Source organism: Tsuneonella rigui, assembly GCF_003958625.1.
GTDB lineage: Bacteria > Pseudomonadota > Alphaproteobacteria > Sphingomonadales > Sphingomonadaceae > Tsuneonella > Tsuneonella rigui.
This window is the reverse complement of the sequence record NZ_RSEL01000013.1, coordinates 324540-350828: the sequence shown is the minus strand read 5'-3', so window position 1 is coordinate 350828 and position 26289 is coordinate 324540. Positions and strand designations below refer to the sequence as shown.

Here is a 26289-nt window from a genome sequence, read left to right as displayed (position 1 = left end):
GGCCAGGCCGCAGCTCGCCACCCCGCGCCCCGTCGCTGTCAGCACCGAGGCGCGGCAGTGCCTTGCCGAGCTCAACGCGGCGGGCGCACGGTTCTCGCCAGTGGCGGATCGTTACTACGGCGCGGGCTGCTCGACCGTCGGTACGGTCAGCCTCGCGGCGCTGCAGGGCGATGAGGCGCGCTTCGCGCTCGCCAACCTCGGCCCGGTCACCTGTCCGCTGGCCGAGACCACTGCCGCATGGGCCCGCTACGGCGTCGACCGCGCGGCGCGGCAGGTGCTCGGCAGCCCGCTCGCGAAGATCGAGACGATGGGCAGCTATTCGTGCCGCGACGTCGCCGGCAGCGGCCGCCGCTCGGCACACGCGACCGCGCAGGCGATCGATGTCGCGGCCTTTATCCTCGCCGACGGGCGGCGGGTTAGCGTGCTGTCAGGCTGGAACGAAGGAACTATGCAGGAGCGCCGGTTCTTGCGGTTGGTGCACCAGAGCGCCTGCCGCCGGTTCGGCACCGTGCTCGGCCCCGATTACAACGCCGCGCACAAGAACCACCTGCATCTCGAAGCCGGCCACGCCGGAGGGTTCTGCCGCTAGTTGAGCAGCAAGGCAGGACGTTCGAGCTGCGCCTCGATGCGCAGGCGGACCGCTTCGGCGGCGTGGACGGCGCCGAGCTTGCTCATCATGTTGGCGCGGTGGATCTCGACCGTGCGCGGACTGATATCGAGCTCGCGGGCGATCGTCTTGTTGCTGCTACCCCGGGCGAGCCAGTCGAGCACCTCGCGCTCGCGGTGCGACAGGTTACCGATCCGGTTGCGCGCCTCGATCATCCGACGCCGCGCCTCGGCATGCTCCCGCGCCTCGTCGCCAATGCGGGCGAGCGTGGCGGCGAGGCTCTGCGGACCGAGCGGCAAAGCCAGATAATCGAGCGCCCCGGCCTTGATCGCGGCGACCACTCGCGAGGTCTCCGGGTCGAACGCCATCGCCACCAACGGCAAGCAAATGCCGTGGTCGGCCAGGTAGTCGAGCAGCTCGCCCACATCGTCCGCACCGCCATCGCGCACCGCGACGATGCCCCGCTGGGGCGGATGTTCGGCCAGTTCGGTGATGTCGGCATAGACCTCGGCGTGATGACCCAAAGCGAACGTAACCCGCGCCAGGTCAGCCCGCAACCGCATGTCCGCTTCGACGAAGTGTATGATTTGCCGCTCGTTCATGCGGGCCACAATGCCGCGCCCGCGCGATTAAGGAACGCGGTGAAAGACTTAGAACGGACCTATTGCCACTAAGTAGATGACTGAATGCCCGTTCTTGCCTCGCCGACGAATACTCCAAATCGGAGCGATCTTTCCGCAAAAACGCGTAGCAACGCGTTCAGCTTGTCTCGTGCTCGGCCGCATAGAAGCTGTAGTCGGGCAGCGCGACGAACGCTTCCTTGAGCGCCTCGCTCCACCCGGCCGAGATCGCCTGATAGTACGCGTCCTCGTGCGTGATCCGCCGCTCGTGCGTGGCGGAGAAGGAGTCGCGCTCGATCACCATCAAGTCGAGGGGGAGGCCGACCGAGAGGTTCGCCTTCAGCGTGGAATCGAAGCTGACCAGCAGCAGCTTCACCGCATCCTCGAAGCTCATGCCCCGATCGTACGCGCGGATCAGGATCGGACGGCCATACTTGGTCTCCCCGATCTGGAAGAACGGGGTGTCCCAGCTCGCCTCGATGAAATTGCCTTCGGGGTAGATCAGGAACAGGCGCGGTTCCATGCCCTTGATCTGGCCGGCGACGATGATCGAGGCGGTGAAGCGCCCCTGCCCCGCCGCGCCGTTGGCGGCCTGACGCTCCTCGATAGTGGAGCGCAGCAGGCGGCCGATCTCGGTCGCGACCTGAAACATGGTCGAGGCGGCGAACACCGTGTTCTTGCGGTCGGCGGGCGCCTTGTCGCGCTCCTCGAGCTGGCTGATCACCGCCTGCGTGGTAGCGAGGTTGCCCGCGGTCATCACGGTGATGATCCGCTCGTCCGGCGCGTGCCACGACATCATCTTGCGGAAGACCGAGATGTTGTCGACGCCCGAATTGGTGCGGGTGTCGCTCATCAGGACGAGGCCCTTGTCGAGCACCATTCCGACGCAATAGGTCATGTCATCCCGGCTCCCGTTCCCCGCGACTGCGCGTGCCGAGTGTAATCAAACCGTGGCGCGCGTCACTGTTCCTGTCGCTGCTGTTCCACAGCGACGGCCACGTGCAGCTCCTCGGTCGCCGAGCCGAAGCTGATGCCGGTGATCGGCGCCGCATCGCGATAGTCGCGCCCCGTGGCGAGGCGGACGTAGCGCGGATCGGGACTGATGCCGTTCGACACATCGAACCCGACCCAGCCTAGCCCCTCGACATGCGTCTCGGCCCAGGCGTGGGTCGCCTCCTGGTCAATCCGGTCGTTCATCATCAGGTAGCCTGAGACGTAGCGCGCGGGGATGCTCGCCAGCCGCGCGGCGCCGATGAAAATGTGCGCGTGATCCTGGCACACCCCGCAGCCCGTCTCGACCGCCTGCTCGGCCGTAGTGCCGACCTCGGTCGCGCCGGTGCCGTAGGCGATCTGCGCGCGCACCGCCGAGGACAGCGCGTGGAGGTACGCGAGCGTGTCGTCCGGCCGCACGTCCAAGCCGCGGATCAGTTGGCGCAGCTTGGGGCCCGGCCGGGTCAGGTCGGTCTGGCCGAGGAAGCTCCACAGCGGCAAGTGGCCCGCGTGGCGGCCGATTACGCCGGCATGGTCGCTGGTCTCGACCGTGCCCTCGCACGCGATCGTCACCTGCTGCGCGCCGGGTTCGACCGAGACCAGCGTCACATGGTTGTGGTGCTGGTCCTCATATTCCAGTTCCGCACGGGCGTGGGTGTAGTCCATCCGCCAGTCGAGCACCGTCTGGCCTTGCGTCGCCTTGGGAGTCAGCCGCAGCCGCTGCAGAGCGTGCGCGACCGGCTTGTCGAAGGTGTACTGGGTGGTGTGGCGGATGGCGAGGCGCATGGGGTTACCGCAGGAACCGGTAGTCGTTCGAGATGGCAAGCGCGATCGCCGCGTTACAGCGGGTGAACTCGGTCAGGAATTCGTGCAGCCCCTGCTCGAACACCTGCGTGACGGCGAGCCCGGCGAGCTTGCTGGTCGAGTCCGCGATCAGGCGGTGGCTGTCTCCCTCCTGCCCGTGGATGCGCGCGAGCGCGGTGACCGCTTCTGCCAACATCGAATGACTGTAGGCGAGGCTGCGCGGAAACCGCTCGTCGAGCACCAGGAACTGGACGATCCCGCGCGGATCGGTCTGCCCGGCGTTGAGCCAGCGATAGGCGCGCTGTCCCGACACCGAGCGCAGCACCTGGTCCCACTGCCCGCTGTCGAGCGGCGTGCCGACGTAGCTGAGCGACGGAAGCAGCAGGTAGTACTTCATGTCGAGGATGCGCGCGGTGTTGTCCGCCCGCTCCACGAAGGTGCCAGCGCGGGCGAAGTGGTAGCCGGCGTCGCGCAGCATGGAATTGGCCATCGCCCCGTGCGCCAGCGTGCCCGCGCGGCGGACCATGTCGATCACCTCGCCGACGCTGCCCTGCGTCACCGGCCGGGTGAGCTTGTCGTCGAGCGCCATCCAGCTTTCGTTGACCACGCCCCACAGCTCGCCGCTGATCGCGTTGCGCACCCCGCGCGCGTTGGTGCGGACCTGGCGCATCATCGCCAGCACGCTGCCGGCATTGTCCTTGTCGCGCAGGATGTGGTTCCACACCTGGATACCGGTGAAGGTGCCGTGCTTGGCGCGGTAGGCGCGGCTTTGGCCGGAAGCGTGGATGACCGAACGCCATTCCTCCTCGGCGGTGATAAGGTCGCGCGTGAGCGCCATCCGCAGCCCCGCGTCGAGCAGGCGCGCGGTGTTCTCCGCCCGCTCGAGATAGCGGAACATCCAGAACAGTCCGTTGGCGGTGCGGCCTAGCATCAGTCCTTGAGCACCCACGTATCCTTGGTCCCGCCGCCCTGCGACGAGTTGACCACCAGCGACCCCTTCTTGAGCGCGACCCGCGTCAGGCCGCCCGGCGTGATGTCGATCCCGTTGGGCGAGACGAGCACATAGGGCCGCAAGTCGACGTGGCGCGGGCTCAGCCCCTTGCGCGCGAACACCGGGCAAGTCGAGAGCGCCAGCGTCGGCTGCGCGATGTAGTTTTCCGGCCGCGCGGTGAGCTTGGCGCGGAACGCCGCCAGCTCTCGCTTGCTCGCCGCCGGGCCGACCAGCATGCCGTACCCGCCCGAGCCGTGGACTTCCTTGACCACCAGCTCGGCGAGGTTGTCGAGCACGTACTTGAGCGTATCGGGATCGGCGCAGCGGAAGGTTTCGACGTTGGGAAGCAGCGGCTTCTCGCCAGTGTAGAACTCGACGATCTCCGGCATGAACGAATAGACCGCCTTGTCGTCGGCGATCCCGGTGCCGGGCGCGTTGGCGATGGTGATGCCGCCGCTGCGATAGACGTCCATGATCCCCGGCACGCCGAGCACGCTGTTGGGATTGAAGGTCAGCGCGTCGAGGTACTCGTCGTCCACCCGCCGATAGAGCACGTCGACCGGCTGGTATCCGCCGGTGGTGCGCATCGCCACGCGCCCGTCGATCACCCGCAGATCACTGCCCTCGACCAGCTCGGCGCCCATCTGGTCGGCAAGAAAGGCATGCTCGTAGTAGGCGGAGTTGTAGATCCCCGGCGTCAGCACCGCCACCACCGGCTTCCCCTCGGTCCGCGGCGGCGCGCAGGCGGCCAGGCTGCGCGCGAGCCGCATCGGGTAGTCGCTGACCGTCTCGACCGGCACCCGGGTGAACAGCTCGGGGAACATCGCCATCATCGTCTCGCGGTTCTCGAGCATGTACGAGACGCCGCTCGGCGTGCGGGCGTTATCCTCGAGCACGAAGAAATCGTCCGGCCCGGTGCGCACGAGGTCGATCCCGACGATGTGGGTGTACACGCCGCCCGGCGGGGTGAAGCCGACCATGTGCGGCAGCCACGCGGCATTGTCGCGGAACAAGCGTTCGGGCACCCGGCCCGCGCGGATGATCTCCTGCCGGTGGTAGAGATCGTGGATGAACGCGTTGAGCGCGCGCACCCGCTGCTCGATCCCCCGGCTGAGCCTGCGCCACTCGGCCGCCGAGACGATTCGCGGGACCATGTCGAACGGGATCAGCCGCTCCTCGGCGGCATCCTCGCCATAGACGTTGAAGGTGATGCCGGTGCGGCGGAAGACGCCTTCGGTCTCGGCGTTCTTGCGCCGCAGCCATTCGGGCTGCTGGCGTTCCAACCACGCGTGGTAGCCCGCGTACGCCGGACGCACCTCGCCCGACGGGTCGAGCATCTCGTCGAACGCTACGGCTGCGCCGTCCATTGGCCCCCTGTCGGCACTCATCCAGCCGCCCGTATCTCAGTCGCGGCCGATCGCTGCACGCATAAGTTAGCGCGCGTCATGCACGATCGAGCTCGCGCAGGACAGCGGCGACGACTTCGGGATCGAAGGCGAAGCCCATGTGCGTGCAACGGAGCGCCACCTCGCGGTCGCGCTCGCCGGCAACGCCGCGCGCCGCGCGGGGGTGGACGATCCCGTCGCGCGGGCTCCACAGCGCGACAGTCTCGACCGGCGGCTTGGCGGCGAGCACGACCGGCACCGGTGGTTCCTCGACCCGGTGGCCGGTGATGAAGTGGTAGGCGCGCCAAACGTTGTTGGCCCGCGGGCTGTAGGAGAACGGTGAGCCCATCGTCACCACCTTGGCGACGCATTCGGGGCGCCGCTTGGAGAGTTCACGCGCAAACAGGCCTCCGAGGCTCCAGCCGACCAGCACCACCTGCTCGCCGTGCCGCTCGGCGAGATCGGCAAGCCTCCGGTCGAGCGCGTCGAAATTGCTTTCGGTCGGGCCCCAGTTGAAGCCCAGGCCCCAGCGCTTGACCCGATGACCCGCCGCTTCGAGCCGCCGCGCGAGGTAGCGCATGCGGATGGGGTGCGTGGCGAAGCCGGGCAGCAGCATGACCGTGCGCGGGCGTTCGGCCCGCACCTCCGGATGCTTGCGCACCGCGCGGTGGAACGGTTCGGCCAGCACCGCGAACTCGCCCAGGAACCGCTTGAGTGAGGGGCCGACCGCATCCTCAGGCGCAGCCTCCCGCGCGAGCGCGACCCGGTGGCGCAGCTCGTCGCGTGCGGCCGCCATGGTTTGCAAGGCTTGCAGTGTCGCCATCGGCGTTCCGTTCTCCTGCCGGGGAAAGCCGCGGCGGGTCATCAACGCCTCAATGCGCCAACCGGTTTCAGGACGTACACTCGCCGATGCGCTTGGAATCCATCTGCATTTCCATCCGCATCTCGCCGCCGGGGATGATCGCCGCCTTCTGCGTCATCGCCATGCGCATCGAGGTGTTCTGCGCGGTCGCGGTGCCGGTGAGCTTCATCTCCGAGCTCATTCCCTGCTGGCCGTCGCAGGTCATCTCCGCGTCGATCTTGCCATTGTCGACGTCGAAGGTGTCGAACTTGCAGTTCATCCCGCCCTGGTTCTGGCTCATCTTGCGGATCGATTCCTCGAAGCCCTTCTTCGCCTCTTCGGGCGTCAGGCAATAGCTCGACGACTGATCGCCGACGTTCCCCATCACCGCCTTGAGCCGGTCCGCCTGCTGCTGAGGGATACCAGGCACCGAGAATTCGAGCAGCTTGACCTTGGTCTCGTACTGCCCCGGCTCCGGCTGCGCGAGTTCGCCTGCCTCGGCGATCACCTCCTCGGCGGTCTTGGGTTGATCCGCATTTTTACCGCACGCCGCGAGGGCAAGGACGGCGCATGCGGTCAGGGCCAACGAGCGACTGGTCATGGTATACTCCCAATGTAGCTTGCTTGGCCTCACGGGCCCGGCGCGCGAACACAGGTCTGCGCCAGTCACGGAAAAAGCGCAATCGCTTGTCCGTGCCCGTTTCGTTCCCCATATCTGCGCGCATGGCCGAACTCGTAATCCGCCGGGGTCTTGAGGAACCCGACACATCCGACAAATTCGTTCCGCACAAGCCCGCCCGGCCGGAAAAGTCGATGGGTGGGCGGCGGTTCGAGCTGGTCAGCGAGTACACGCCATCGGGCGACCAGCCGACCGCGATTGCGGAGCTGACCGCCTCGGCGCGCGACGACGAGCGGACGCAGGTGCTGCTCGGCGTCACCGGCTCGGGCAAGACCTTCACGATGGCCAAGGTGATCGAGGAACTGCAGCGCCCGGCGCTGGTACTCGCACCGAACAAGATCCTCGCCGCGCAGCTCTACGGTGAGTTCAAGAGCTTCTTCCCCAACAACGCGGTCGAGTACTTCGTCTCGTACTACGACTACTACCAGCCCGAGGCCTACGTGCCGCGGTCGGATACCTACATCGAGAAGGAAAGCTCGGTGAACGAGGCGATCGACCGGATGCGCCACTCGGCCACGCGCGCGCTGCTCGAACGCGACGACGTGATCATCGTCGCTTCGGTCAGCTGCCTCTACGGCATCGGCTCGGTCGAGACCTATTCGGCGATGATCTTCGACCTCAAGAAGGGCGCGAGCGAGGACCAGCGCGAGATCATCCGCAAGCTCGTCGCGCTGCAGTACAAGCGCAACGACGCCGCCTTCCAGCGCGGCAATTTCCGCGTGCGCGGCGACAGCCTCGAGATCTTCCCCTCGCACTACGAGGACATGGCCTGGCGGGTCAGCTTCTTCGGCGACGAGATCGAGGAGATCAGCGAGTTCGACCCGCTGACCGGCGCGAAGGGCGCAAGTCTCAACTCGGTGCGGGTCTATGCCAACTCGCACTACGTCACGCCGGGCCCGACGATGAAACAGGCGACCCAGGCGATCAAGTTCGAGCTCGAGGAGCGGCTCAAGGAACTGCACGCCGAGGGCCGCCTGCTCGAAGCCCAGCGGCTTGAGCAGCGCACCAACTTCGACCTCGAGATGATCAACGCCACGGGTTCGTGCGCCGGCATCGAGAACTACAGCCGCTTCCTCACGGGCCGCCTGCCGGGCGAGCCGCCGCCGACGCTGTTTGAGTACCTGCCCGACAACGCGCTGCTGTTCGTCGACGAGAGCCACCAGACCGTGCCGCAGATCGGCGCGATGGCGAAGGGCGACCACCGCCGCAAGCTGACCCTTGCCGAATACGGCTTCCGCCTGCCGAGCTGCATCGACAACCGGCCGCTGCGCTTCAATGAGTGGGACGCGATGCGCCCGCAGACGTTCGCGGTCAGCGCAACGCCGGGCAACTGGGAAATGGAGCAGACCGGCGGCGTGTTCGCCGAGCAGGTGATCCGCCCCACCGGCCTGATCGATCCGCCGGTGGAGATCCGCCCGATCGAAGATCAGGTCCAGGATTGCATCGCCGAGTGCAAGGCGACCGCGCAGAAGGGCTACCGCACGCTCGTCACCACGCTCACCAAGCGAATGGCGGAAGACCTGACCGAGTTCATGCACGAACAGGGCGTGCGGGTGCGCTACATGCACTCCGACGTCGAGACCCTCGAACGCATCGAACTGATCCGCGACTTGCGGCTCGGCGTGTACGATGTGCTGATCGGTATCAACCTGCTGCGTGAAGGGCTCGACATCCCCGAGTGCGGCCTCGTGTGTATTCTCGACGCCGACAAGGAAGGCTTCCTGCGCTCCGAGACATCGCTGATCCAGACGATCGGCCGCGCCGCGCGCAACGTCGATAGCAAGGTCATCCTCTACGCCGACCGGATCACCGGCAGCATGGAGCGCGCGATGGCCGAGACCGAGCGCCGCCGCTCGAAGCAGGAGGAATACAACCGCGAGCACGGCATCACCCCGACCACCATCAAACGCCAGATCGCCGACATCGTCGCGAGCACCGCGATGGGCGATGGGGTGCTGGTCGATACCGGCGACGACGAGCGCAACAACCTCGTCGGCCACAACCTGCGCGCGTACATCCAGGACCTCGAAAAGCGCATGCGCGCCGCCGCTGCCGACCTCGAGTTCGAGACTGCCGGCCGCCTGCGCGACGAAATCCGCCGACTGGAGGCCGACGAGCTCGGCCTCCCCGACGGCGCCCAGCCGACCGCGCCGGTCGTCGGCCGCAGCAACGAAGGCAAGCCTGGCACTCGCAAGGACCGCTACGGCAAGACCCGCTACAAGAAGATGCGCGGGCGGCCCTAGCGCTTGGTCGCCCGGCAGCGCGCGTTCGTCGAACCACGCGCGCGCCGCTTTCCCCGCGCGCGCAAATGGGGCACACCGGGTCGCATAAGAAATCTGGGGGACATGCCATGAAGGCCTTTGCCGCACTCGCCGCCGTTTCGCTCGCCGCGCTCAGCGCCTGCGCCACGACGATGGATACCGAGACACCCGCTAGCCACGTCAACACGCTGGAGCTGGCGGAGGCAGCCGTGGCAAACCCCGCGCGCACCGACGACGCGCGCAAGCTCGACGCGAGCCGCTTGCCGGCCGAGACGCTGGCGTTCCTCGGCCTGCAGCCAGGCATGGACGCGGCCGACCTTCTAACCGGCAGCGGGTACTGGGCACAGATCATGGCCAGGGTCGTTGGGCCCACCGGCTCGGTCACTGCCTGGGAGCCGACGCAGTTCTACAAGGAAGGTCCTGAGAAGGCGAAGCTCGACGCGCTGATCGCCGCTTCGCCGGGCGTGACGCTGTCGAGCTATCCGTTCGACCAGTTCGCGCCGCCCGCGGGTGCCTACGACTTCGCGCTCGTGAACTTGAGCTACCACGATCTCTACTGGGAATCAGATAAGTACGGTATCCCGCGGACCGATCCCGCGGCGTACGTGCGCAATCTCTACGCCGCCATGCGACCGGGAGGAGTCGTCGGAGTAATCGACCACGTCGGCCCGGCGGGCGACACGCGCGCCGTGGTCGAGAAGCTGCACCGGATCGATCCCGCGACCGTCCGTGCGGATTTCGAGCGCGCCGGGTTCAAGCTGGAAGCGCAAAGCGACATGCTCGCCAACGCGGCGGATGATCACAGCAAGAACGTGTTCGACGCCTCGATCCGCGGCAAGACCGACCGCTTCATCTACAAGTTCCGCAAACCGCGGCGCTAATCGCCCGCTGGTAAATTGACGGCGGAGAGGGCCGTGCATAGAGCCGCGCGCATGATCGTTCGCATCCTGCCCGCGTTCGCAGCGCTGGCCCTCGCCTCGTCCCTTTCCGCCGCCGACAAGGACGAGGCCAAGCCGTCCGCTCCGCCTGCGAAGGACTACGTCGCCAACAGCGCGAGCAAGACGTTCACCGGCAATTTCGGCGGCCGCTCGGTGCGCTATACCGCGACCGTGCGGGAGGAGGTGCTGAAGGGCACGGACGGCACGCCCAAGGCGGCGATCGTGACCACCGCCTACATCGCCGAGCCGCGCGATACTTCGCGGCCGGTCACCTTCCTGTTCAACGGCGGGCCCGGCTCTGGCTCGGTCTGGCTGCAAATGGGCGCGTTCGGTCCCAAGCGCGTCGCGATCCCCAGTGATGCGCGCGACGATGGCGGGCCGCCCTACCCGATCCTCGACAACCCGGATTCGCTTTTGGATGTCACCGATCTCGTGTTTATCGACCCGGTCGGCACCGGCTTCAGCCACACCATCGGTGAGACCAAGGGCGAGGACTACTGGGGCGTCACCAAGGACGCGAAATCGGTCGCGCAGGTGATCCGTCAGTGGCTCGACGCGAACGGCCGGTGGAACAGCCCCAAGTTCCTCGGCGGCGAGAGTTACGGCACGACCCGCTCGGCAGCGGTCGTCGACCAGCTCGAAGGCGAGTACAACGACGTCTCCTTGAACGGCGTGATCCTGCTGTCGACCGTGCTCGATTTCGCCGCTGGGGCGGACACGGCGGGCAACGAGCTCGGCTACATCACCAACCTGCCGTCGATGGCGACCACTGCGCTCTATCATGGCAAGACCAGCGCACCGTCCGCCCAGGCCATTGCGGAGGAAGCGCGTCAGTTCGCGATCGGGCCTTACGCTGCGTTCCTGCTCAAGGGCCAGAAGGCGAGCGTCGAGGAGCGAGCTGCGATCCGCACGCAGCTCGCGCACCTCACCGGCCTGTCCGAGCAATACCTCGAAGAGGCTGACCTGCGCGTCACGCCCGGCCGGTTCTACAAGGAATTGCTACGCGATCGTGGCTTGACGGTCGGCCGGCTCGACAGTCGCTACACGGGCAAGGACCTCGACAACGCGGGCGAGTATCCGGACAACGACCCCAGCTTCTATGGCATCGACGGCGGCTACACCGCGGCGATGAATTCGTGGATGCGCGATACGCTCGGCTACAAGACCGACCAGCGCTACGTTACCATCGGCAGCGTCGGCCCGTGGGATTGGCAACTCGAGGGCGGGCGCGACACCAACGCTTACCTCAACGTCGCGCCCTACCTCGGCCGCGCGCTGCGGGAGAACTCAAGCTTGCGCATCTTTGTCGGCCAGGGGTGGTACGATTTCGCAACCCCCTTCTTCGCCGCCGAATATGCGCTCGGCCGAACCGGATTCCCGCAGGACCGCATCCAATTTCACTACTACGACGCCGGCCACATGATGTACGTGCGCGACGAGGATCGCCACAAGCTCGCCGAAGATGTCCGCGCCTTCATCCGCTCCCGGTGAAACGCCTTTCCGCCCTGCTACTGACGACGCTGGCCGCCTGTCGCCCTCCCGCGAGCGATGGCTATGTCCAGCGCATCGACTTGGCCGCTGGCGACCGAGGCCCCACGGTCGAGGCGGTGTCGCCGCAAGTCGAGGGCGCGATCTGGGCTTCGAGCGGCGGACCCGAACGCATCGTGTTCGGCAAGCCGGGCCAGCCGCCGTTCCTGGCGCTCGCCTGCATCGGCGCGGGCGGCATCCGCGCGGTCGAGGTAACCCGCTTCGCCGAGACCGACCCCAAGGCAAAGGGCATGATGGCGCTGGTCGGCAACGGCCATGTCGAGCGGTTGAAGATCGACGCCGAGTATAACGGCCGCGGCTGGCTATGGCGCGGGCGCTATCGTCCGCATGACACCCGGCTCGACGCGCTCACCGGCGTGCGCAAGCTGGAGCTGACGATCCCCGGCGCGGGCACGCTGGTGCTGCAAGGGAGCAACGAGCCGGGTCAGCTGATCGAGCTGTGCCGGCGCCTCGCCGCGCCCGAAGCTAGCGCGCAGCCGTCGGCGATCCTTCCGCCAGCGTGACGAGCGTGTCCGGCGTGAGGACCTGCGGCAGCACCGCCGCCTCCTGACCCGGTGCATACCACAAGTAGAGCGGCACGCCCGCCGCGCCCTGCCGCGTGAGAAAACGGGTGATCGCCGGATCGCGCCGGGTCCAGTCGCCCACCAATGCGACGACGCCGGCCTTGGCGAAGGCATCGCGCGTCGCCTCGCGCTCGATCGCGGCGCTTTCGTTGACCTTGCAGGTCAGGCACCAGTCGGCGGTGAACCACACGAACACCGGCTTGCCGGCGGCGCGTGCCTCGGCGAGTGCGGCTTCGGAAAACGGCTTGGCCGGGAGGACGCCTTCGATCGCCGAAGCCGACCGTTCCGCGATTTGCGAAGGCAGGACAACGGCCAGCAATGCCGCGAGAACCAGCGACAGGGCGGTGATCCAGCGGCGGCCCCACGCATCGCCCCTTCGCCGCCGCCACAGCGCCGTAAGCGCGACGAGCAACAGGAATGCGAGCGCGACCGCCCCGATCGCGAACCACAGGCCGCCGATCCGCCAGCACAGCCACACCAGCGCCAGCGCGGTGAGGCCCATCGGTACCGCCATGACCTTGCGGAATGTCTCCATCCACGGCCCAGGGCGCGGCAGCAGACGGCGCAGCGGCGGAACGAAGCCGAGCAGCAGGAACGGCAGCGCCAGCCCCAGCCCGAGCGCGCCGAACAGCATCAGCGCCTGTACCCACGGCAGCAACAGCGCAGCGCCCATGGCGGCGGCCATGAACGGTCCGGTGCACGGGGTCGCGACGAACGCAGCCAGCAGGCCGGTGGCGAAGGCACCCGCGGGCTCGCCGCTGCGGGTGATGGACAGCGACGGCAGCTCGAACAGCCCCGCCAGGTTCGCGGTGATCGCCACCGCCAGCGCCAGCAGGAGCACCACCACCGCGGGCTCCTGCAACTGGAACGCCCAACCCACCATCTCGCCCGCCGAGCGCAACACCAGCAGCACCGCCCCCAGCGCGAGAGTCGCGAGGATGACGCCCGCCGAATAGGCAACGCCCTCGGCCCGCGCCTTCGCGTCGCTCTCCCCTGCCCGTGCGAGGCTCAGCGCCTTGAGACTGAGGATCGGAAACACGCAGGGCATGACGTTGAGCAGCAGCCCGCCTGCCAGTGCGCCGAGCAACAGCAGCCACAGCGGCCCGGTTTCGCCGCCGCCATTCTTAAGCGGAATGCCGCCTTTGGGCACCGGACCGGGGGCCGCGGTGAAGCGCACGCCGTTGCCGTCACCGAGCGAGAGGATACCGCTCACCATTTGCGGTCGGACAGCCGCGTCCGCCGTGGGTATTTCAGCGATGAGCAGGTCGCCGTCGCCGATGAAGGTCTGCACCGCCGCGTAGCGAACCAGATCGCCCTGCTCGACGAAGACGTGCGGATCGGGCTTGGAGAGCGCGGCGGGCAAAGGGATTGCGATCCGAAGCCGCCCCTTTTCGATCGCAAAGCTTGCCTGCTGGTCGAGCAGTGCCGGGATCGCCGCGCGCCATTTGTCGAACACAGGGTTGGCGGTGACTTGCGACAGATCGAGCGAGAGGCGCGCCTGCTCGGGCACGCAAATCTGATCGGTGCAGGCGAGCCATTGGGCGTCGACCGCGATCGGCACCAGGTTCGCGACCGCGGCCTGCGGCGGCACCGCCACATCCACCAGCACCGCGTAGGGGCCTTCATAGACGTGGTTCATCAGCCCGCCGATGACGAGCTTCTGCGGTACCGGGTATTGCGGCTCGCCAGCGCTCCAGCCCTGCGGCAGCTGCCACTTGAGCGTCATGCCGTAGCCGGCGTCGCCCGGGTTCTTCCAGTAGCCATGCCAGCCCGGCTGCGGATCGAACGCGATCGCCAGCGTCAACGGCTTGCCGGGTTGCAACGGCCCCTCGGCCACCAGCCGCGCGGCGATGTGATTGGCGCGGGTCTGCCCAAATGCAGGCTGCGCGAGTGCGAACAGCGCGCACAGCATGGCCAGCAGGGGCAAGAACCTTGCGCGCATCGTGTTGTCGCCTCTAGGGCTGCCCCCGATGGACGACAAGCGCGACCTCGTGATCCTCGGCGGCGGGCTCGTCGGCATGACCCTGGCGCTGGCGGCGGCGAGCAAGGGCATTTCCAGCCACGTGGTCGACCGCGCCGACCCGGCCGAACTGACCGCGGAAGGCTTCGACGGCCGCGCGAGCGCGATCTCCACCGCAAGCTGGAACCTGTTCGCCAACATCGGCATCGCGGACGCGCTCGAGCCATTCGCCTGCCCGATCGAGCGCATCGCGGTGAGCGACCAGCTCAAGCCCGGCCAGATCGACTTCGTGCCCGAGCCGCACGAGGGCTCGCTCGGGCGGATGTTCGAGAACCGGCGGCTGCGCCTCGCGCTGTATGAGGCGGCAGAGCGCCAGCCACTGATTGCGTTCCATCCGGGCGCGATCGTCACCCGGCGCGAACGCGGGGCGCATGGTGTTGCCGCGCAGCTCGCCGACGGCCGCGTGCTGGAAGGGAGCCTACTGGTCGGCGCCGAGGGCCGTCGCTCTCCCACCCGCGAAGAAGCCGGGCTGCAACTGGCGCAGTGGGATTATCGTCACCGCGCGATCATCTCCGGCCTCACGCATTCGGCGCCGCATGAGGGCACCGCGTGGGAGATTTTCTACCCCGCCGGGCCGTTCGCATTGCTGCCGATGCTCGACGACGAGGCGGGCAACCACCGCAGCGCGCTGGTGTGGACCGTCGCCGAGAAGGACGCGGCCGGCACGCTCAAGCTGTCCGACCGCGCGTTCCTGGCCGAGGCGAACAAGCGCATGGGCGGCTTGCTCGGCACCGTCACCGCGGCGGGCCCGCGCTCGTCCTATCCGCTGAGCTTCCAGCACACCGCGCGGATCGTCGCCGACCGGCTCGCGCTGGTGGGCGATGCGGCGCACGGTATCCATCCGATCGCCGGACAGGGCCTCAACCTGGGCCTGCGCGACGTCGGCGCGCTGGTCGAGGTGATCGCGGACGGCATGCGACTGGGCCTCGAGCCGGGCGACGCGCAGCTGCTCGCGCGTTACGAGCGCTGGCGCAGCCTCGACAGCATGTCGGTCGCTCTCGCCACCGATGGGCTGACCTGGTTGTTCGGGGTGCCGGGCAAGACCGCCAGCGCGGTGCGCCGGCTGGGTATGGGCGGCGTCCAGCGCCTCTCGCCGCTGAAGCACTGGTTCATGGACGAAGCGCGCGGCGTCTCGGGCGCCCTGCCTGAGCTTCTCAAGGACTAGGCGCCGGTCGCGCTGACCGCCGGGCTCAACTGCTCGACCGGCTGGCCCGCGCCGTTGCGCAGCGTGCGAGGCTCCTGCACCGCAGCCGTCTCGATCAGGTCGAGCGCCTGCTGCGCCCGCTGATAGCGACGCGCATTGGCGATCCAGTTCGCCGCGCTGGCGGAGCCTGGCAGCATCTGCACCTCGGCGATCGCCCGGTCGACACGGCCCGTCTCGAGGAACATCCGCGCGCGCTCGAACCGGCGCTCGGGCTGCGGCGACGGGGTGGTTTCGCGGCGGATCACGAAAAGGTTGGAGATTTCTTCGCGCAACCTGCCGAGCGTCGGCCGGCCCGATCCCGCCTGCAGGCTCGGCTGCAGTCCGTCGAGCCGCGCGAGGAGGACATCGCGAGTGATCGGGTCGCGGGCAAAGTCGATCACCGTCTGCACCGCATTGGGTTGCGCATCGCCGAAGCGAAGCCGTAGCTGGTCGGCGAGATAGCCGAGCTCGGTGCCGCGCTCGAGCGAACGGCGGGCGGCGAAGGCGATGAGGAGGCCCTCGGCGCGCGCGGCATTGCCGCCGGCGGCCTGCGCTTGCAGGTCGAGCCGCGCGATCCGCTGCTCGGCGGCGGCGAGGCGCTGGTCGATACCACCTTGCGTCTCCTGCACGCGCGCAACCGCGGCAGCTGCGGTTTCACTCGGCGTAGGCTGCGGCGAGGAGAGCAAGGCGGTCGGCTCGCTGCTTGGCACCACGGCCGGCTTGCCGTTCGCCATGCCGAAATAGCCGCGCCACGCGAGATAGCCGACGAGCGACGCGCCGAGCAGAAACGACGCCAGAACAGCAAACAAAACCGGCTTCAGCGACGAGCGGTTTGCGCTCGTGGGCGTGTATTCGTTCATTCCGTCCCGTTCCGCGACCCTGAGGCTCCCGGCCCCTCTTGTCGCCGCATCATTGGCACATGTCGTCGGCCATGGCCAGCAAGGCGGCGTCCGTCGCCTGCGGAGCAACGGCGACCGCACGCCAGCCCTCGCCCGCCGCGGCGGCGACCCGCGGTGCGAGAGCGGCCACCGAAACGCGCGAGCGATCGATGCTGAGCCGGTCGCATTCGCCCGCAAATCGGGCCGCCGCTTCGCCCGAATGCAGCAGGACTACGGCATCGCTACGCAAGGCTTCCACCGCGGTTTCGCTGAGGGAAACGGCGCGCGCACGATAGACGATGACTTCGGTCATTGCGCTTCCATCGGGGACTTGCAGCGCAACATGCTGTTCGCCCGCCAAGCGCAGCAAGCGCGCGGGAGCCGGAAGGGTATCGAGAACCTGCTGCAAGCCGCCCGCACCGACGTTGGCCACCGTGAAGCCCGCCTCAAGGGCGGCTTGGGCGGTTCGCTCACCCACCGCATGAACAGGTAACGCGGACAGCTTGGATAGCCCCAAGCCGCCGTGCCGAAAGACATTGGCGCTGCCGGCGAGAATGCCGTCGAGGTCCGCCGGGTCGGGTGCGCGCCAGGCAACCGGCTCGATCTCGAACAATGGCGCCGCGATTGCTGTCAGATCCTTCGCCTGGGCCAGAGCCAGCGTCTCGGACAGCCCGGGCTCCGGCCGCAGGACGATGAGCGGCTTGCTCACGGCCCGTCGAACAGGGCCGCGATCCCCGGCGTTGCCCGCGCAAGCAGATCGGCTGCGAGGCGTGCCGGTGCCTCGATGTCGCCCGCCGCAAACGTCACCGTCCCGTGGACCCGCTCGGCGCCGTCGGTGCTGAACAGCGCGGCAGTCATAGCCAGGTGCTCCCCCCCACCGCGCGTCAGCACCGCAATCGGCGAATGGCAATTGCCGCCGAGCGCTGCGAGCAGGGCCCGTTCGGCCTTGACCTCCGCGCTGGTCGGCGCGTGATCGATCGCCGCGAGCCACTCTCGGGTCTGCGCACCGTCGGTCCGGCACTCGATCGCGATGGCGCCTTGCGCGGGCGCGGGCAGCCATTCGCTCGCATCCAAGGGATGGCCGACACCGCTTTCACCGAGCCGCTCCAGCCCCGCGGCGGCGAGCAGCGTCACGTCGGCTTCGCCCGCGGCCAGTTTGGCGATGCGGGTGGCGACGTTGCCGCGGATCGGCACCACGGTCACATCGGGCCGGTGGTGGAGCATCTGCGCCGCCCGCCGCGGCGCACTGGTGCCCACGCGCGCGCCTTCGGGAATGGCGCGGATGCTCGCCGCGCCGAGCAGCACGTCGCGCACGTCGGCGCGCGGCAGGACGGCGGCGATCGTCAGCCACTCCGGCCGGATCGTCTCGACATCCTTGAGCGAGTGCACCGCGCCGTCGATCCGGCCGTCGGACAGGCAGTCTTCGAGTTCCCTGGTCCACAGCCCCTTGCCGCCGATTTCGGCCAGCGGGCGGTCCTGCACCTTGTCCCCGCTGGCGAGCACCGGCACCAGCTCGACCGCGTTCTCGTCCCACCCATGCGCCTTGCACAGCCGTGCGCGCGCCTCGTGCGCCTGGGCGAGCGCGAGCGGGGAACGGCGGGTGCCGAGGCGGAGCTTGGTGGAGACGGTCATTGGGCGCGCTTGCCGTAGCCAAGCAAAGCCTTAAGGAAAAGCCGGATGGGCATCGTGCTGGGCATTGAATCGAGCTGCGACGAGACCGCGGCCGCGGTCGTGGCGCACGACCGCTCGATCATCGCCCAGGCCATCGCCAGCCAGGACGAGAGCCACGCGCCCTATGGCGGCGTGGTGCCGGAGATCGCTGCGCGCGCGCATGCCGAGCGTCTGGCGCCGATGATCGAGACGGTCATGCATGAAGCGGGCGTTGCGCTGGCCGATCTTGACGCAATTGCGGCTACCGCCGGACCGGGGCTGATCGGCGGCGTGATGGTGGGTCTCGTCACCGCCAAGGCGCTAGCGATGGCGGCGGATGTGCCGCTGATGGCAATCAATCACCTCGAGGGGCACGCGCTCAGCCCGCGACTGGCCGATGCCGAGCTTACGTTTCCCTACGCCCTGCTGCTGGTGTCCGGTGGGCACTGCCAGATCCTGCGGGTAGAAGGCGTCGGGCGCTATCGCCGCCTCGCAACCACCATCGACGATGCGCTGGGCGAAGCGTTCGACAAGACCGCGAAGATCCTCGGCCTCGGCTTTCCGGGCGGGCCGGCGGTCGAGCGGCTGGCGCGCGAGGGCGATCCGCGCGCGGTGCCCTTGCCTCGCCCACTGGTCGGGACCGCCGATCCGCAATTCAGTTTCGCCGGGCTCAAGAGCGCGGTTCTCCGGGCGAATGAGAGCGGACGCCATACCCCGCCCGACATCGCGGCGAGTTTCCAGCAGGCGGCGATCGATTGCGTGATCGACCGGCTGACCGTCGCGCTCAATGCGATGGAGCCCGTAGATGCGCTCGTGGTTGCGGGCGGCGTAGCGGCGAACGCGTCCGTTCGCGGCGCGCTCGAAGGCCTGGCATCCCGACGCGGTCTACGCTTCTCCGCCCCACCCCCGGCGCTGTGCACCGACAACGCGGCGATGATTGCGTGGGCGGGGCAAGAGCGGCTGGCGATCGGCGCGCCCGCCGACCCGCTCGACATCGCCGCACGGCCACGCTGGCCGCTCGACCCGGCAGCCGATCCGGTGCGCGGCGCGGGATACAAGGCTTGACGATCGCGGTCCTCGGCGCGGGCGCGTGGGGCACGGCGCTTGCGCAAATGCTCGCAAGCGACGGGCGCGAGGTGCTGCTATGGGCGCGCGAAAGCGAACTGATCGAGGAGATCAACGGCAGCCATCGCAACAGCCTGTTCCTGCCCTCCGCGAGCCTCGCGCCGACAGTTCGCGCGACCGGCGATCTGTCCGAGGTCGCGGACGCCGAAATCCTGCTCGCGGTTACTCCGGCCCAGCATCTGGCCAGCGTGCTCGGCGCGATGCCTTCACATCCTCGCGATCTGGTGCTCTGCTCAAAGGGCATCGAAGCGGGCAGCGGCCGCTTGATGAACCATGTCGCGCGTGATGCCGCGCCCGGCAGCGACATCGCGGTGCTGTCCGGCCCCACCTTCGCGCACGAGGTCGCGGCGGGTCTTCCCACCGCGGTCACGCTGGCCTGCGGCGGCGGCGAGGAGCAGTGGGCGCGGCTGCACCCGGCGATCGCCCGTCCGACCTTCCGCCCGTACTATTCCGACGACGTGACCGGTGCCGAGATCGGCGGCGCGGTCAAGAACGTGCTGGCGATCGCCTGCGGCGTGGTCGACGGGCTCGGCCTTGGCCAGAATGCCCGCGCCGCGCTGATTGCGCGCGGTTACGCCGAGATGCTGCGCTTCGGAGAGGCGCTAGGGGCCGAACGCGATACGCTAGCGGGCCTGTGCGGCCTGGGTGACCTGGTGCTGACCTGCTCATCGACCGCCAGCCGCAATTTCAGTCTTGGCAAGGCGCTCGGTGAGGGCGGCGATCCGGCCGCGCTGATGGCCGACCGGCGCACTGTCGCGGAAGGCGCGCACACTGCGCCGGTGCTGACCGAACTCGCCGCGCGTCACGGCGTCGCCATGCCGATCGTAGCGGCAGTCTATCGCCTGCTGCAGGGCGCCCCGGCAATCGCGATCGTCGCGGAACTGCTCGCCCGCCCGCTCGGCCCGGAAACCGACGCGTGACGGCAGAGCACGACCAGGGCGATATCCAGGCACTCGCCAAGGGAGGGCGGCAGAACTTCGTCGGCTTCCTCGTGCGGTTGGCGGGCATGCTGCCGTTCCTGTTCATCGCCGGCCGGCTCTACGGCGCCGCCGCGCTCGGCCGCTATGCCTCGGCGCTGGTGGTGGTCGAGATCGTCGGGCTCATATGCTCGATGGGTGAGAAGCGCGGGCTCGCCCAGCGGCTGACCGAAGGCTCCGACACGCACCCTGCCAACGTGGTGTTCGACGGGATGCTGGTCGCGACCCTTGCCGGACTCGTGGCGGCGGCGTTCTTCTGGCTGGTGCCCGCGCCGCTGTTCCCGAGTGGAGAGTACACCCAGCTCGATCGGCTGATCGTGCTCGCCATTCCCGGCTATGCGCTGACCGAGATCGTCCTCGCCGCGCAAGCCTACCGGTTCGACATCGCCACCACCGTTCGCGCGCGCTCGATCGTGCTGCCGTGGACGCTGTCGATCCTTGCTGGCGTGCTGTACTTTGTGCTCCCCAAGTCGGGCCTGTTGCTGGCCTATCTGGGGTCGATCTACGCTGGGCTCGCCACCGGCCTATGGGCGTTCCTCAAAACCTACGGCTTGCCCAAGCTGTGGCGGCCGCGTCCGCGCGAGATGGCCCGCTTGACCGCGCGTGCGCTGCCACTCGCCACCGCCGATGCGATCGAATGGGGGACGCGGCGGCTCGACATCTTCATCCTCGGCCTGTTCGCCGCCCCGAGCGCGGTTGGCGTCTACTACGTCGCGCAGCAGGTCGCTTCGCTGCCGCAAAAGCTGAAGACCAGTTTCGAGCCGATCCTGGGGCCGGTGATCACGCGCAACCTCAAGGAAAAGAACTACGACGCGATCGCCAAGCAGGTGTGCCAGGTCGGCTTCTGGATCACCGCCGCGCAGGCGGGCATTGGGCTCGCACTCGGCATTCCCGGCGAAGGGGTGATGGGTTTGGTCGGACCGCATTTCGTCGGCGGTACGGGCGCGCTTGCCTTCTTGCTTGCGGCGGAGGTCGTCGCGGCGACCGCGGTCGTATCCGAGGCGGCGCTGATTTACGTTGCGCGGTTGAAGAACCTCGTCATTTCGCTCGGCACCATCGGGCTGCAGGCCCTCCTCACCGTCGGCGCGATGCTCGCGATCGAGAACCTGAACCTGCCGGAGAACTACAAGGCTGCCGGTGCTGCCGCCGCGCTGATGCTGTCGCTCGCTACCGCGAGCTTGGTCAAATCGATCCTGCTCAGCCGCATCCTTAAGAAGCGGATCAATAATTGGCGCTGGGCGCTGGTGATCGCGGGCGCGCCGGCGATCATCGTCGGCTGGCTGGCGACCAAGCTGCCTGAGTGGGCGGAACTCGGGGTCGGCGTGCCGGCGATCCTGCTCGCTTATGGCTGGGTCATCTGGCGCTACGGCTTCGGTCCGGAGGACCGCGTGCTGTTCCGCCGCAATCTCGAACAGGCGGAGGATGCCGCCGCCCCACCCCTGACGGAGGTCCGCCCGTGAACGATCTTCTTGCCGAGAACTGGCCGCTGCTGCTCATCGGCGCCATCGTGGTCATGCTGCTGCTGTGGTGGCTGCTGATCGCCAACCGCAAGACCAGCGTCACCGTCGACCGGCGCGACACCCTTGACGAGGGCGCCGCACCCGCCGCGCGCAACCAGGCGCTGATCGACGCGCCCGCTGCCGCGGTCGTCACCCCGCCGCTGGTGCCCGATGCCATCGGCGGCGCGGGCGTAGCGGTCGCCGCCGCTGCGCAGGAAGCCCGGATCGAGGCTGAAGTCGGTGCGGACGATCTCACACGCATCAAGGGCCTTGGCCCCAAGCTCGCCGCGACGCTGGGCGAACTGGGCGTCACCCGCTTCGACCAGATCGCCGGTTGGAGCCACGCCGATATCGACCGGATCGACGCGCAACTGGGACGTTTTCAAGGGCGTATCCGCCGCGACGACTGGGTCGCGCAGGCGCGCTTGCTGGCTGACGGCGACACCGCCGGGTTCGAACAGCGCTTCGGCGCCACCTGACCGGGAACAAACGCCCGCGGTGCGAGTTAGAGCGCGGACCATCCTGTATCCCGCGGAGATTTGCCTCATGGCCCAGCAGTGCGTCCTCGTCGCCGAAGATGAGCTGATTATCGGTGTCGACCTGTGCGACACGGTCGAGGAAGCCGGTTACGAAGTCGCGGGGCCCTACGATTCGGCGAGTTCGGCGATCGACGCGCTGGAGCATCGCACGCCCGATCTCGCGATCCTCGACGTGCGGCTCGAGGATGGCGAGGTGTTCCCGCTGGCCGAGAAGCTGATGGCGGCCAACGTGCCGGTGATCTTCCATTCGGGCGAGGTCTCGCCGACCGAGGTCAGCGACCGCTATCCCAACGCCCACGCGCTGGCGAAGCCCTGCCCGCCCAACCAGATCATCGCGACCATGCGCGAGGCGCTCGCCGAAGCCTGACCTTGCGCGGCTCTCGCGGTCCTGCGAAGGACCGCGCATGACTCCATTCGATTGGCAGGACCCGTTCGGGCTCGACGCGCAGCTTACCGAAGACGAGCGGATGATCCGCGACGCGGCGCACGCGTTTGCGCAATCCGAGTTGCAGCCGCGAGTGATCGAGGCCTTCGCCAACGAGGCTGATGCGCCCGAGCTGTTCCCGCTGATGGGCCGCGCTGGCCTGCTCGGCGCGACAGTGCCCGAGGAATACGGCGGTGCGGGCGCGAGCTATGTCGCCTACGGTCTCATCGCGCGCGAGATCGAGCGGGTGGATTCGGGCTATCGCTCGATGGCGAGCGTGCAGTCGAGCCTCGTGATGTACCCGATCTTCGCTTACGGCTCGGAGGAGCAGAAGCGCAAATACCTGCCGGGTCTCGCCAGCGGCGAATTGATCGGCTGCTTCGGTTTGACCGAGCCCGATGCAGGCTCCGATCCTGGCGGCATGCGGACGTATGCCAAGCAGGACGGCGACGGCTTTGTCCTGTCGGGGTCCAAGACCTGGATTTCTAACGCGCCGTTCGCCGACGCGTTCGTCATCTGGGCCAAGAGCGAGGCGCACGGCGGCGCGATCCGCGGGTTCGTGCTCGAGAAGGGCATGGCGGGGCTTTCGGCGCCGAAGATCGAGAACAAGCTTTCGCTGCGGGCCAGCACCACCGGCATGATCCTGATGGATGAGGTCAAGGTCGGCGCTGAAGCACTGCTGCCCGAAGTCAGCGGCCTCAAGGGCCCGTTCGGCTGCCTCAACCGCGCGCGCTACGGCATCTCGTGGGGCGCGATGGGCGCGGCCGAATTCTGCTTCCACGCGGCGCGCCAGTACGGACTCGACCGCGAGCAGTTCGGCGTCCCGCTCGCTTCCAAGCAGCTCTACCAATTGAAGCTCGCCGACATGATGAGCGAGATCGCGCTCGGCCTGCAGGCGTCCCTGCGGGTCGGCCGGCTGATGGACCAACACCAGTTCGCGCCCGAGATGATCTCGATCGTCAAGCGCAACAACGTCGGCAAGGCGTTGGACATCGCCCGCAAGGCGCGCGACATGCACGGCGGCAACGGCATCAGCGGCGAATACCAGGTGATCCGCCACATGGTGAACCTCGAGACGGTCAACACCTACGAGGGCACGCACGACGTCCACGCGCTGATCCTCGGCCGCGCGGTCACGGGCATCCCTGCGTTTTGATGAAGCTCCACGCCTATTTCCGCAGCTCGACCAGCTACCGGCTGCGGATCGCGCTGAACCTCAAGGGGCTCGACTACGAAATCGAGCCTGTCAACATCGTCAAGGGCGAGCAGCGCGGGGCCGAGTTCCTGTCGCACAACCCGTTCGCCGGGGTGCCGCTGCTGCAGGCGGGCGGCCGCGACCGGGCGCAGTCGGTGGCGATCCTCGAGTGGCTCGACGAGGCCTATCCCGATCGCCCGCTGCTGCCGCGTGATACCGAAGATCGCTTCACCGCGCGCGAGCTCGCCTATGCGATCGCGACCGACATCCACGCGATCAACAACCTCTCGGCGCTGCAGTACCTCAAAAACGAATTGGGGCAGGAGCAGGACGCGATCGACACCTGGTACCGCCACTGGCTGGTCAAGACGCTGGTCCCGGTCGAAGCGCGGCTGGCGCAGGTCGGCAGCGGCGACTACCTGTTTGACGCTCCGGGCCTGTTCGAGGTCGTGCTGATTCCGCAGATGTACAACGCGCGCCGGTTCAACCTCGACACCGGCGCGATGCCCCACATCGAGCGGATCGAGACAGCCTGCCTCGCCCTCCCCGCATTCCAGCGCGCCCATCCCGACAACCAGCCGGATAGCCCTCCAACATGAAACTCGCCTCTCTCAAGCACGGCCGCGACGGCAAGCTCGTCGTCGTCTCCAAGGACCTGACGCGCTACTCCTCGGCCGAGCACATCGTGCCGACCATGCAGGCCGCGCTCGACAACTGGGAGCAGGTGGCACCCTACCTCGGCGCGCTCTACCGCGACGTCGAGCACTGGAGCGTGCCGTGCGGCCGGTTCCACGAGCATGACGCGGCGAGCCCGCTCCCTCGCGCCTACCAGTGGGCCGATGGCAGCGCGTACATCAACCATGTCGAGCTGGTCCGCCAGGCGCGCGGCGCGAAGGTGCCCGAGAGCTTCTATCACGACCCGCTGATGTACCAGGGCGGCAGCGACGGCTTCCTTGCCCCGCGCGATCCGATCCCGCTCAAGGACGTCGCCTGGGGCTGCGACATGGAGGGCGAGATCGCCTGCGTGGTCGACGACGTGCCGATGGGCGTCTCGAAGGAAGACGCCGCGGAGCACATCAAGCTGCTGATGCTGGTCAACGACGTATCCCTGCGCGGCCTCATCCCCGGCGAGCTGGAAAAGGGCTTCGGCTTTTTCCAGTCGAAACCCGCGAGCGCGTTTTCACCGGTCGCGGTGACGCCCGAGGAGCTCGGCGACGCCTGGGCGAACAGTGTGATTAATCTGCCGCTGATGGTCGACTACAACGGCCAGCCGTTCGGCCGCGCCAACGCTGCGCAGGAAGCAACCTTCAGCCTCGCCGACCTCGTCGCGCACGCCGCCAAGACGCGCTCGCTATGCGCGGGCACGATCATCGGCTCGGGCACGGTGAGCAACAAGGGCGCCGATGGCGGCCCGGGCACCCCGGTCAGCGCCGGCGGGGCGGGTTATTCGTGCATCGCGGAGATCCGCATGATCGAGACCATCGCCGACGGGAAGCCGGCGACCCCCTTCATGCAACCCGGCGACACCGTCTCGGTCGAGATGCGCGATGCGGCGGGGCACTCGATCTTCGGCAAGATCGAACAGGAGGTGGTCGCCGCGTAAGACGCTTGCGCGAGCGGCCTTTCGAAATCATGGTATCTCCCCAGACAAGGGAGAGAGCCATGACCGATCCATTCGACCTCACCGGCAAAGTCGCCGTCGTCACCGGTTCCTCGCGTGGGATCGGGCGGGCGATCGCCGAACGGCTCGCGCAGCGCGGCGCCAAGGTGGTGATCTCCAGCCGCAACCAGGACGCCTGCGAGGAAGTCGCCAGCGCGATCAACGCCGAGCATGGCGAAGGCAGCGCCGTCGCGATCGCCGCCAGCATTTCTTCGAAGGACGCGCTGACCGCGCTGGTTGAGAAGACGCACCAGGCGTTCGGCCCGATCGACATCCTCGTCTGCAACGCGGCGTCCAACCCGCACTACGGCTCGCTCGACACGATCGAAGACGGGGTCTTCCAGAAGACGCTGATGAACAATGTCGTGTCTAATCACTGGCTGATCCAGCTCGCGCTGCCCGACATGCGCGCGAAGAAGGACGGCGCGATCCTGGTGATCAGCTCGATCGGCGCGCTGCGCGGCACGCCGGTGCTCGGCGCCTACGCCATCACCAAGGCGGCCGACATCCAACTGGTGCGCAATTACGCGGTCGAGAACGGCAAGCACGGAATCCGTGTCAACGGGATTGCGCCGGGGCTGGTGAAAACCGAGTTCGCCCGTGCGCTCTACGAGAACCCCGATGCCGCCGCCGCCGCGGTGGCTCGCACGCCGATGGGCCGGCTTGGCGAACCCGACGATATCGCCGGGCTTGCGGTCTACTTGTGCAGCCCGGCCGCGAGCTGGACGACCGGGCAGACTATGGTGGTGGACGGCGGCTCGACCGTCTGAACCGGAGGGCCTCTTAACCGCTACCCTCATCGTCACCCCGGGCTTGACCCGGGGTTAGGCTTCTCTTCGCCGAGCTCGGAAGAAGAAAAGCACTGGCCCGGATCAAGTCCGGGCCGACGAGGTAGTGTTGTCATCGTGGCAC

At 68.0% G+C, this 26289-nt stretch carries 26 protein-coding genes; 15 read left to right on the top strand and 11 right to left on the bottom strand.

All coding sequences use genetic code 11. The features are described from left to right. A partial coding sequence (locus tag ELY12_RS06170; RefSeq protein ID WP_164549420.1) for an extensin family protein occupies positions 1–589 on the top strand: 589 nt, incomplete at its 5' end. On the opposite strand, the gene ELY12_RS06165 is transcribed toward ELY12_RS06170, so the two are convergent. From ELY12_RS06165 to ELY12_RS06135, 7 genes are all read right to left on the bottom strand, one after another. Beyond that, complete coding sequence (locus ELY12_RS06165) at positions 586–1209, bottom strand: response regulator transcription factor (protein WP_126175809.1); 624 nt, start codon at positions 1207–1209, stop codon at positions 586–588. The two genes, ELY12_RS06170 and ELY12_RS06165, sit on opposite strands and share 4 nt — an antisense overlap. A 157-nt stretch (positions 1210–1366) precedes the next feature. Then, positions 1367–2125, bottom strand: a complete 759-nt coding sequence (locus ELY12_RS06160) for a proteasome-type protease (protein ID WP_126175808.1) — start codon at positions 2123–2125, stop codon at positions 1367–1369. Positions 2126–2187: 62 nt separating this feature from the next. Beyond that, positions 2188–3003 carry a transglutaminase family protein gene (locus ELY12_RS06155; protein ID WP_126175807.1) on the bottom strand — a complete coding sequence of 272 codons (816 nt, stop codon included), beginning with the start codon at positions 3001–3003 and terminating at the stop codon, positions 2188–2190. 4 nt (positions 3004–3007) lie between these two features. Next, complete coding sequence (locus ELY12_RS06150; protein ID WP_126175806.1) at positions 3008–3952, bottom strand: alpha-E domain-containing protein; 945 nt, start codon at positions 3950–3952, stop codon at positions 3008–3010. Further along, positions 3952–5379 (bottom strand): circularly permuted type 2 ATP-grasp protein, encoded by a 1428-nt coding sequence (locus ELY12_RS06145; RefSeq protein ID WP_126175805.1) that lies wholly within the window; start codon positions 5377–5379, stop codon positions 3952–3954. Before ELY12_RS06145 ends, ELY12_RS06150 begins: the two co-directional genes overlap by 1 nt. Before the next feature lie 76 nt (positions 5380–5455). Continuing rightward, positions 5456–6220, bottom strand: coding sequence for an esterase/lipase family protein (locus ELY12_RS06140; protein ID WP_126175804.1), 765 nt, complete (start codon positions 6218–6220; stop codon positions 5456–5458). Positions 6221–6287: 67 nt separating this feature from the next. Further along, the gene (locus tag ELY12_RS06135) at positions 6288–6839 is read right to left on the bottom strand and encodes a DUF3617 domain-containing protein (protein ID WP_164549419.1); all 552 of its coding nucleotides are present in this window, start codon (positions 6837–6839) and stop codon (positions 6288–6290) included. 122 nt (positions 6840–6961) lie between these two features. Here ELY12_RS06135 and uvrB point away from each other — a divergent pair, with 122 nt between their 5' ends. From uvrB to ELY12_RS06115, 4 genes are all read left to right on the top strand, one after another. Continuing rightward, positions 6962–9160: an excinuclease ABC subunit UvrB gene (gene uvrB, locus ELY12_RS06130; RefSeq protein ID WP_126175802.1), complete on the top strand. Its 2199-nt coding sequence runs from the start codon at positions 6962–6964 to the stop codon at positions 9158–9160. A gap of 107 nt (positions 9161–9267) precedes the next feature. Beyond that, the gene (locus ELY12_RS06125; protein WP_126175801.1) at positions 9268–10059 is read left to right on the top strand and encodes a class I SAM-dependent methyltransferase; all 792 of its coding nucleotides are present in this window, start codon (positions 9268–9270) and stop codon (positions 10057–10059) included. Between the two features lie 51 nt (positions 10060–10110). Further along, positions 10111–11607 carry a S10 family peptidase gene (locus ELY12_RS06120; protein WP_126175800.1) on the top strand — a complete coding sequence of 499 codons (1497 nt, stop codon included), beginning with the start codon at positions 10111–10113 and terminating at the stop codon, positions 11605–11607. Beyond that, positions 11604–12167: a hypothetical protein gene (locus tag ELY12_RS06115; protein WP_126175799.1), complete on the top strand. Its 564-nt coding sequence runs from the start codon at positions 11604–11606 to the stop codon at positions 12165–12167. The genes ELY12_RS06120 and ELY12_RS06115 overlap by 4 nt, the downstream gene beginning before the upstream one ends. Here ELY12_RS06115 and ELY12_RS06110 read toward each other — a convergent pair. Beyond that, entirely contained in the window at positions 12130–14169 is a 2040-nt protein-coding gene (locus tag ELY12_RS06110) for a protein-disulfide reductase DsbD (RefSeq protein ID WP_126175798.1), read from the bottom strand. The genes ELY12_RS06115 and ELY12_RS06110 overlap by 38 nt on opposite strands. Positions 14170–14197: 28 nt before the next feature. Between ELY12_RS06110 and ELY12_RS06105 the strand changes: the two genes are divergently transcribed. After that, positions 14198–15412, top strand: coding sequence for a UbiH/UbiF/VisC/COQ6 family ubiquinone biosynthesis hydroxylase (locus ELY12_RS06105; RefSeq protein ID WP_126175797.1), 1215 nt, complete (start codon positions 14198–14200; stop codon positions 15410–15412). Here ELY12_RS06105 and ELY12_RS06100 read toward each other — a convergent pair. Genes ELY12_RS06100 through hemC form a run of 3 tightly spaced genes read right to left on the bottom strand, consistent with a single transcriptional unit; the run spans position 15409 to position 17940 of the window. Then, positions 15409–16290, bottom strand: a complete 882-nt coding sequence (locus ELY12_RS06100; RefSeq protein WP_126175796.1) for a mitofilin family membrane protein — start codon at positions 16288–16290, stop codon at positions 15409–15411. The genes ELY12_RS06105 and ELY12_RS06100 overlap by 4 nt on opposite strands. 49 nt (positions 16291–16339) lie before the next feature. Further along, positions 16340–17017 (bottom strand): uroporphyrinogen-III synthase, encoded by a 678-nt coding sequence (locus tag ELY12_RS06095; protein WP_126175795.1) that lies wholly within the window; start codon positions 17015–17017, stop codon positions 16340–16342. After that, on the bottom strand, positions 17014–17940 hold the full coding sequence (gene hemC, locus ELY12_RS06090; protein WP_126175794.1) for a hydroxymethylbilane synthase: 927 nt from the start codon (positions 17938–17940) through the stop codon (positions 17014–17016). Before hemC ends, ELY12_RS06095 begins: the two co-directional genes overlap by 4 nt. 45 nt (positions 17941–17985) lie before the next feature. Here hemC and tsaD point away from each other — a divergent pair, with 45 nt between their 5' ends. The 9 genes from tsaD to ELY12_RS06045 all read left to right on the top strand — a co-directional run bounded on the left by tsaD (position 17986) and on the right by ELY12_RS06045 (position 26147). After that, the gene (gene tsaD, locus ELY12_RS06085) at positions 17986–19023 is read left to right on the top strand and encodes a tRNA (adenosine(37)-N6)-threonylcarbamoyltransferase complex transferase subunit TsaD (protein ID WP_126175793.1); all 1038 of its coding nucleotides are present in this window, start codon (positions 17986–17988) and stop codon (positions 19021–19023) included. Further along, positions 19020–20003 carry an NAD(P)H-dependent glycerol-3-phosphate dehydrogenase gene (locus ELY12_RS06080; RefSeq protein ID WP_126175792.1) on the top strand — a complete coding sequence of 328 codons (984 nt, stop codon included), beginning with the start codon at positions 19020–19022 and terminating at the stop codon, positions 20001–20003. The genes tsaD and ELY12_RS06080 overlap by 4 nt, the downstream gene beginning before the upstream one ends. Next, positions 20000–21520 (top strand): lipopolysaccharide biosynthesis protein, encoded by a 1521-nt coding sequence (locus tag ELY12_RS06075; RefSeq protein ID WP_126175791.1) that lies wholly within the window; start codon positions 20000–20002, stop codon positions 21518–21520. Before ELY12_RS06080 ends, ELY12_RS06075 begins: the two co-directional genes overlap by 4 nt. Next, complete coding sequence (locus ELY12_RS06070) at positions 21517–22038, top strand: hypothetical protein (protein ID WP_206435773.1); 522 nt, start codon at positions 21517–21519, stop codon at positions 22036–22038. Before ELY12_RS06075 ends, ELY12_RS06070 begins: the two co-directional genes overlap by 4 nt. A gap of 67 nt (positions 22039–22105) precedes the next feature. Then, the gene (locus ELY12_RS06065; protein WP_126175790.1) at positions 22106–22465 is read left to right on the top strand and encodes a response regulator; all 360 of its coding nucleotides are present in this window, start codon (positions 22106–22108) and stop codon (positions 22463–22465) included. Between the two features lie 37 nt (positions 22466–22502). Continuing rightward, positions 22503–23678 (top strand): acyl-CoA dehydrogenase, encoded by a 1176-nt coding sequence (locus ELY12_RS06060; protein ID WP_126175789.1) that lies wholly within the window; start codon positions 22503–22505, stop codon positions 23676–23678. Further along, on the top strand, positions 23678–24316 hold the full coding sequence (gene maiA, locus ELY12_RS06055) for a maleylacetoacetate isomerase (protein ID WP_126175788.1): 639 nt from the start codon (positions 23678–23680) through the stop codon (positions 24314–24316). The genes ELY12_RS06060 and maiA overlap by 1 nt, the downstream gene beginning before the upstream one ends. Continuing rightward, positions 24313–25320: a fumarylacetoacetate hydrolase family protein gene (locus tag ELY12_RS06050; RefSeq protein WP_126175787.1), complete on the top strand. Its 1008-nt coding sequence runs from the start codon at positions 24313–24315 to the stop codon at positions 25318–25320. The genes maiA and ELY12_RS06050 overlap by 4 nt, the downstream gene beginning before the upstream one ends. 59 nt (positions 25321–25379) lie before the next feature. Further along, positions 25380–26147 carry an SDR family NAD(P)-dependent oxidoreductase gene (locus tag ELY12_RS06045; RefSeq protein ID WP_126175786.1) on the top strand — a complete coding sequence of 256 codons (768 nt, stop codon included), beginning with the start codon at positions 25380–25382 and terminating at the stop codon, positions 26145–26147. Positions 26148–26289 lie beyond the last annotated feature (142 nt).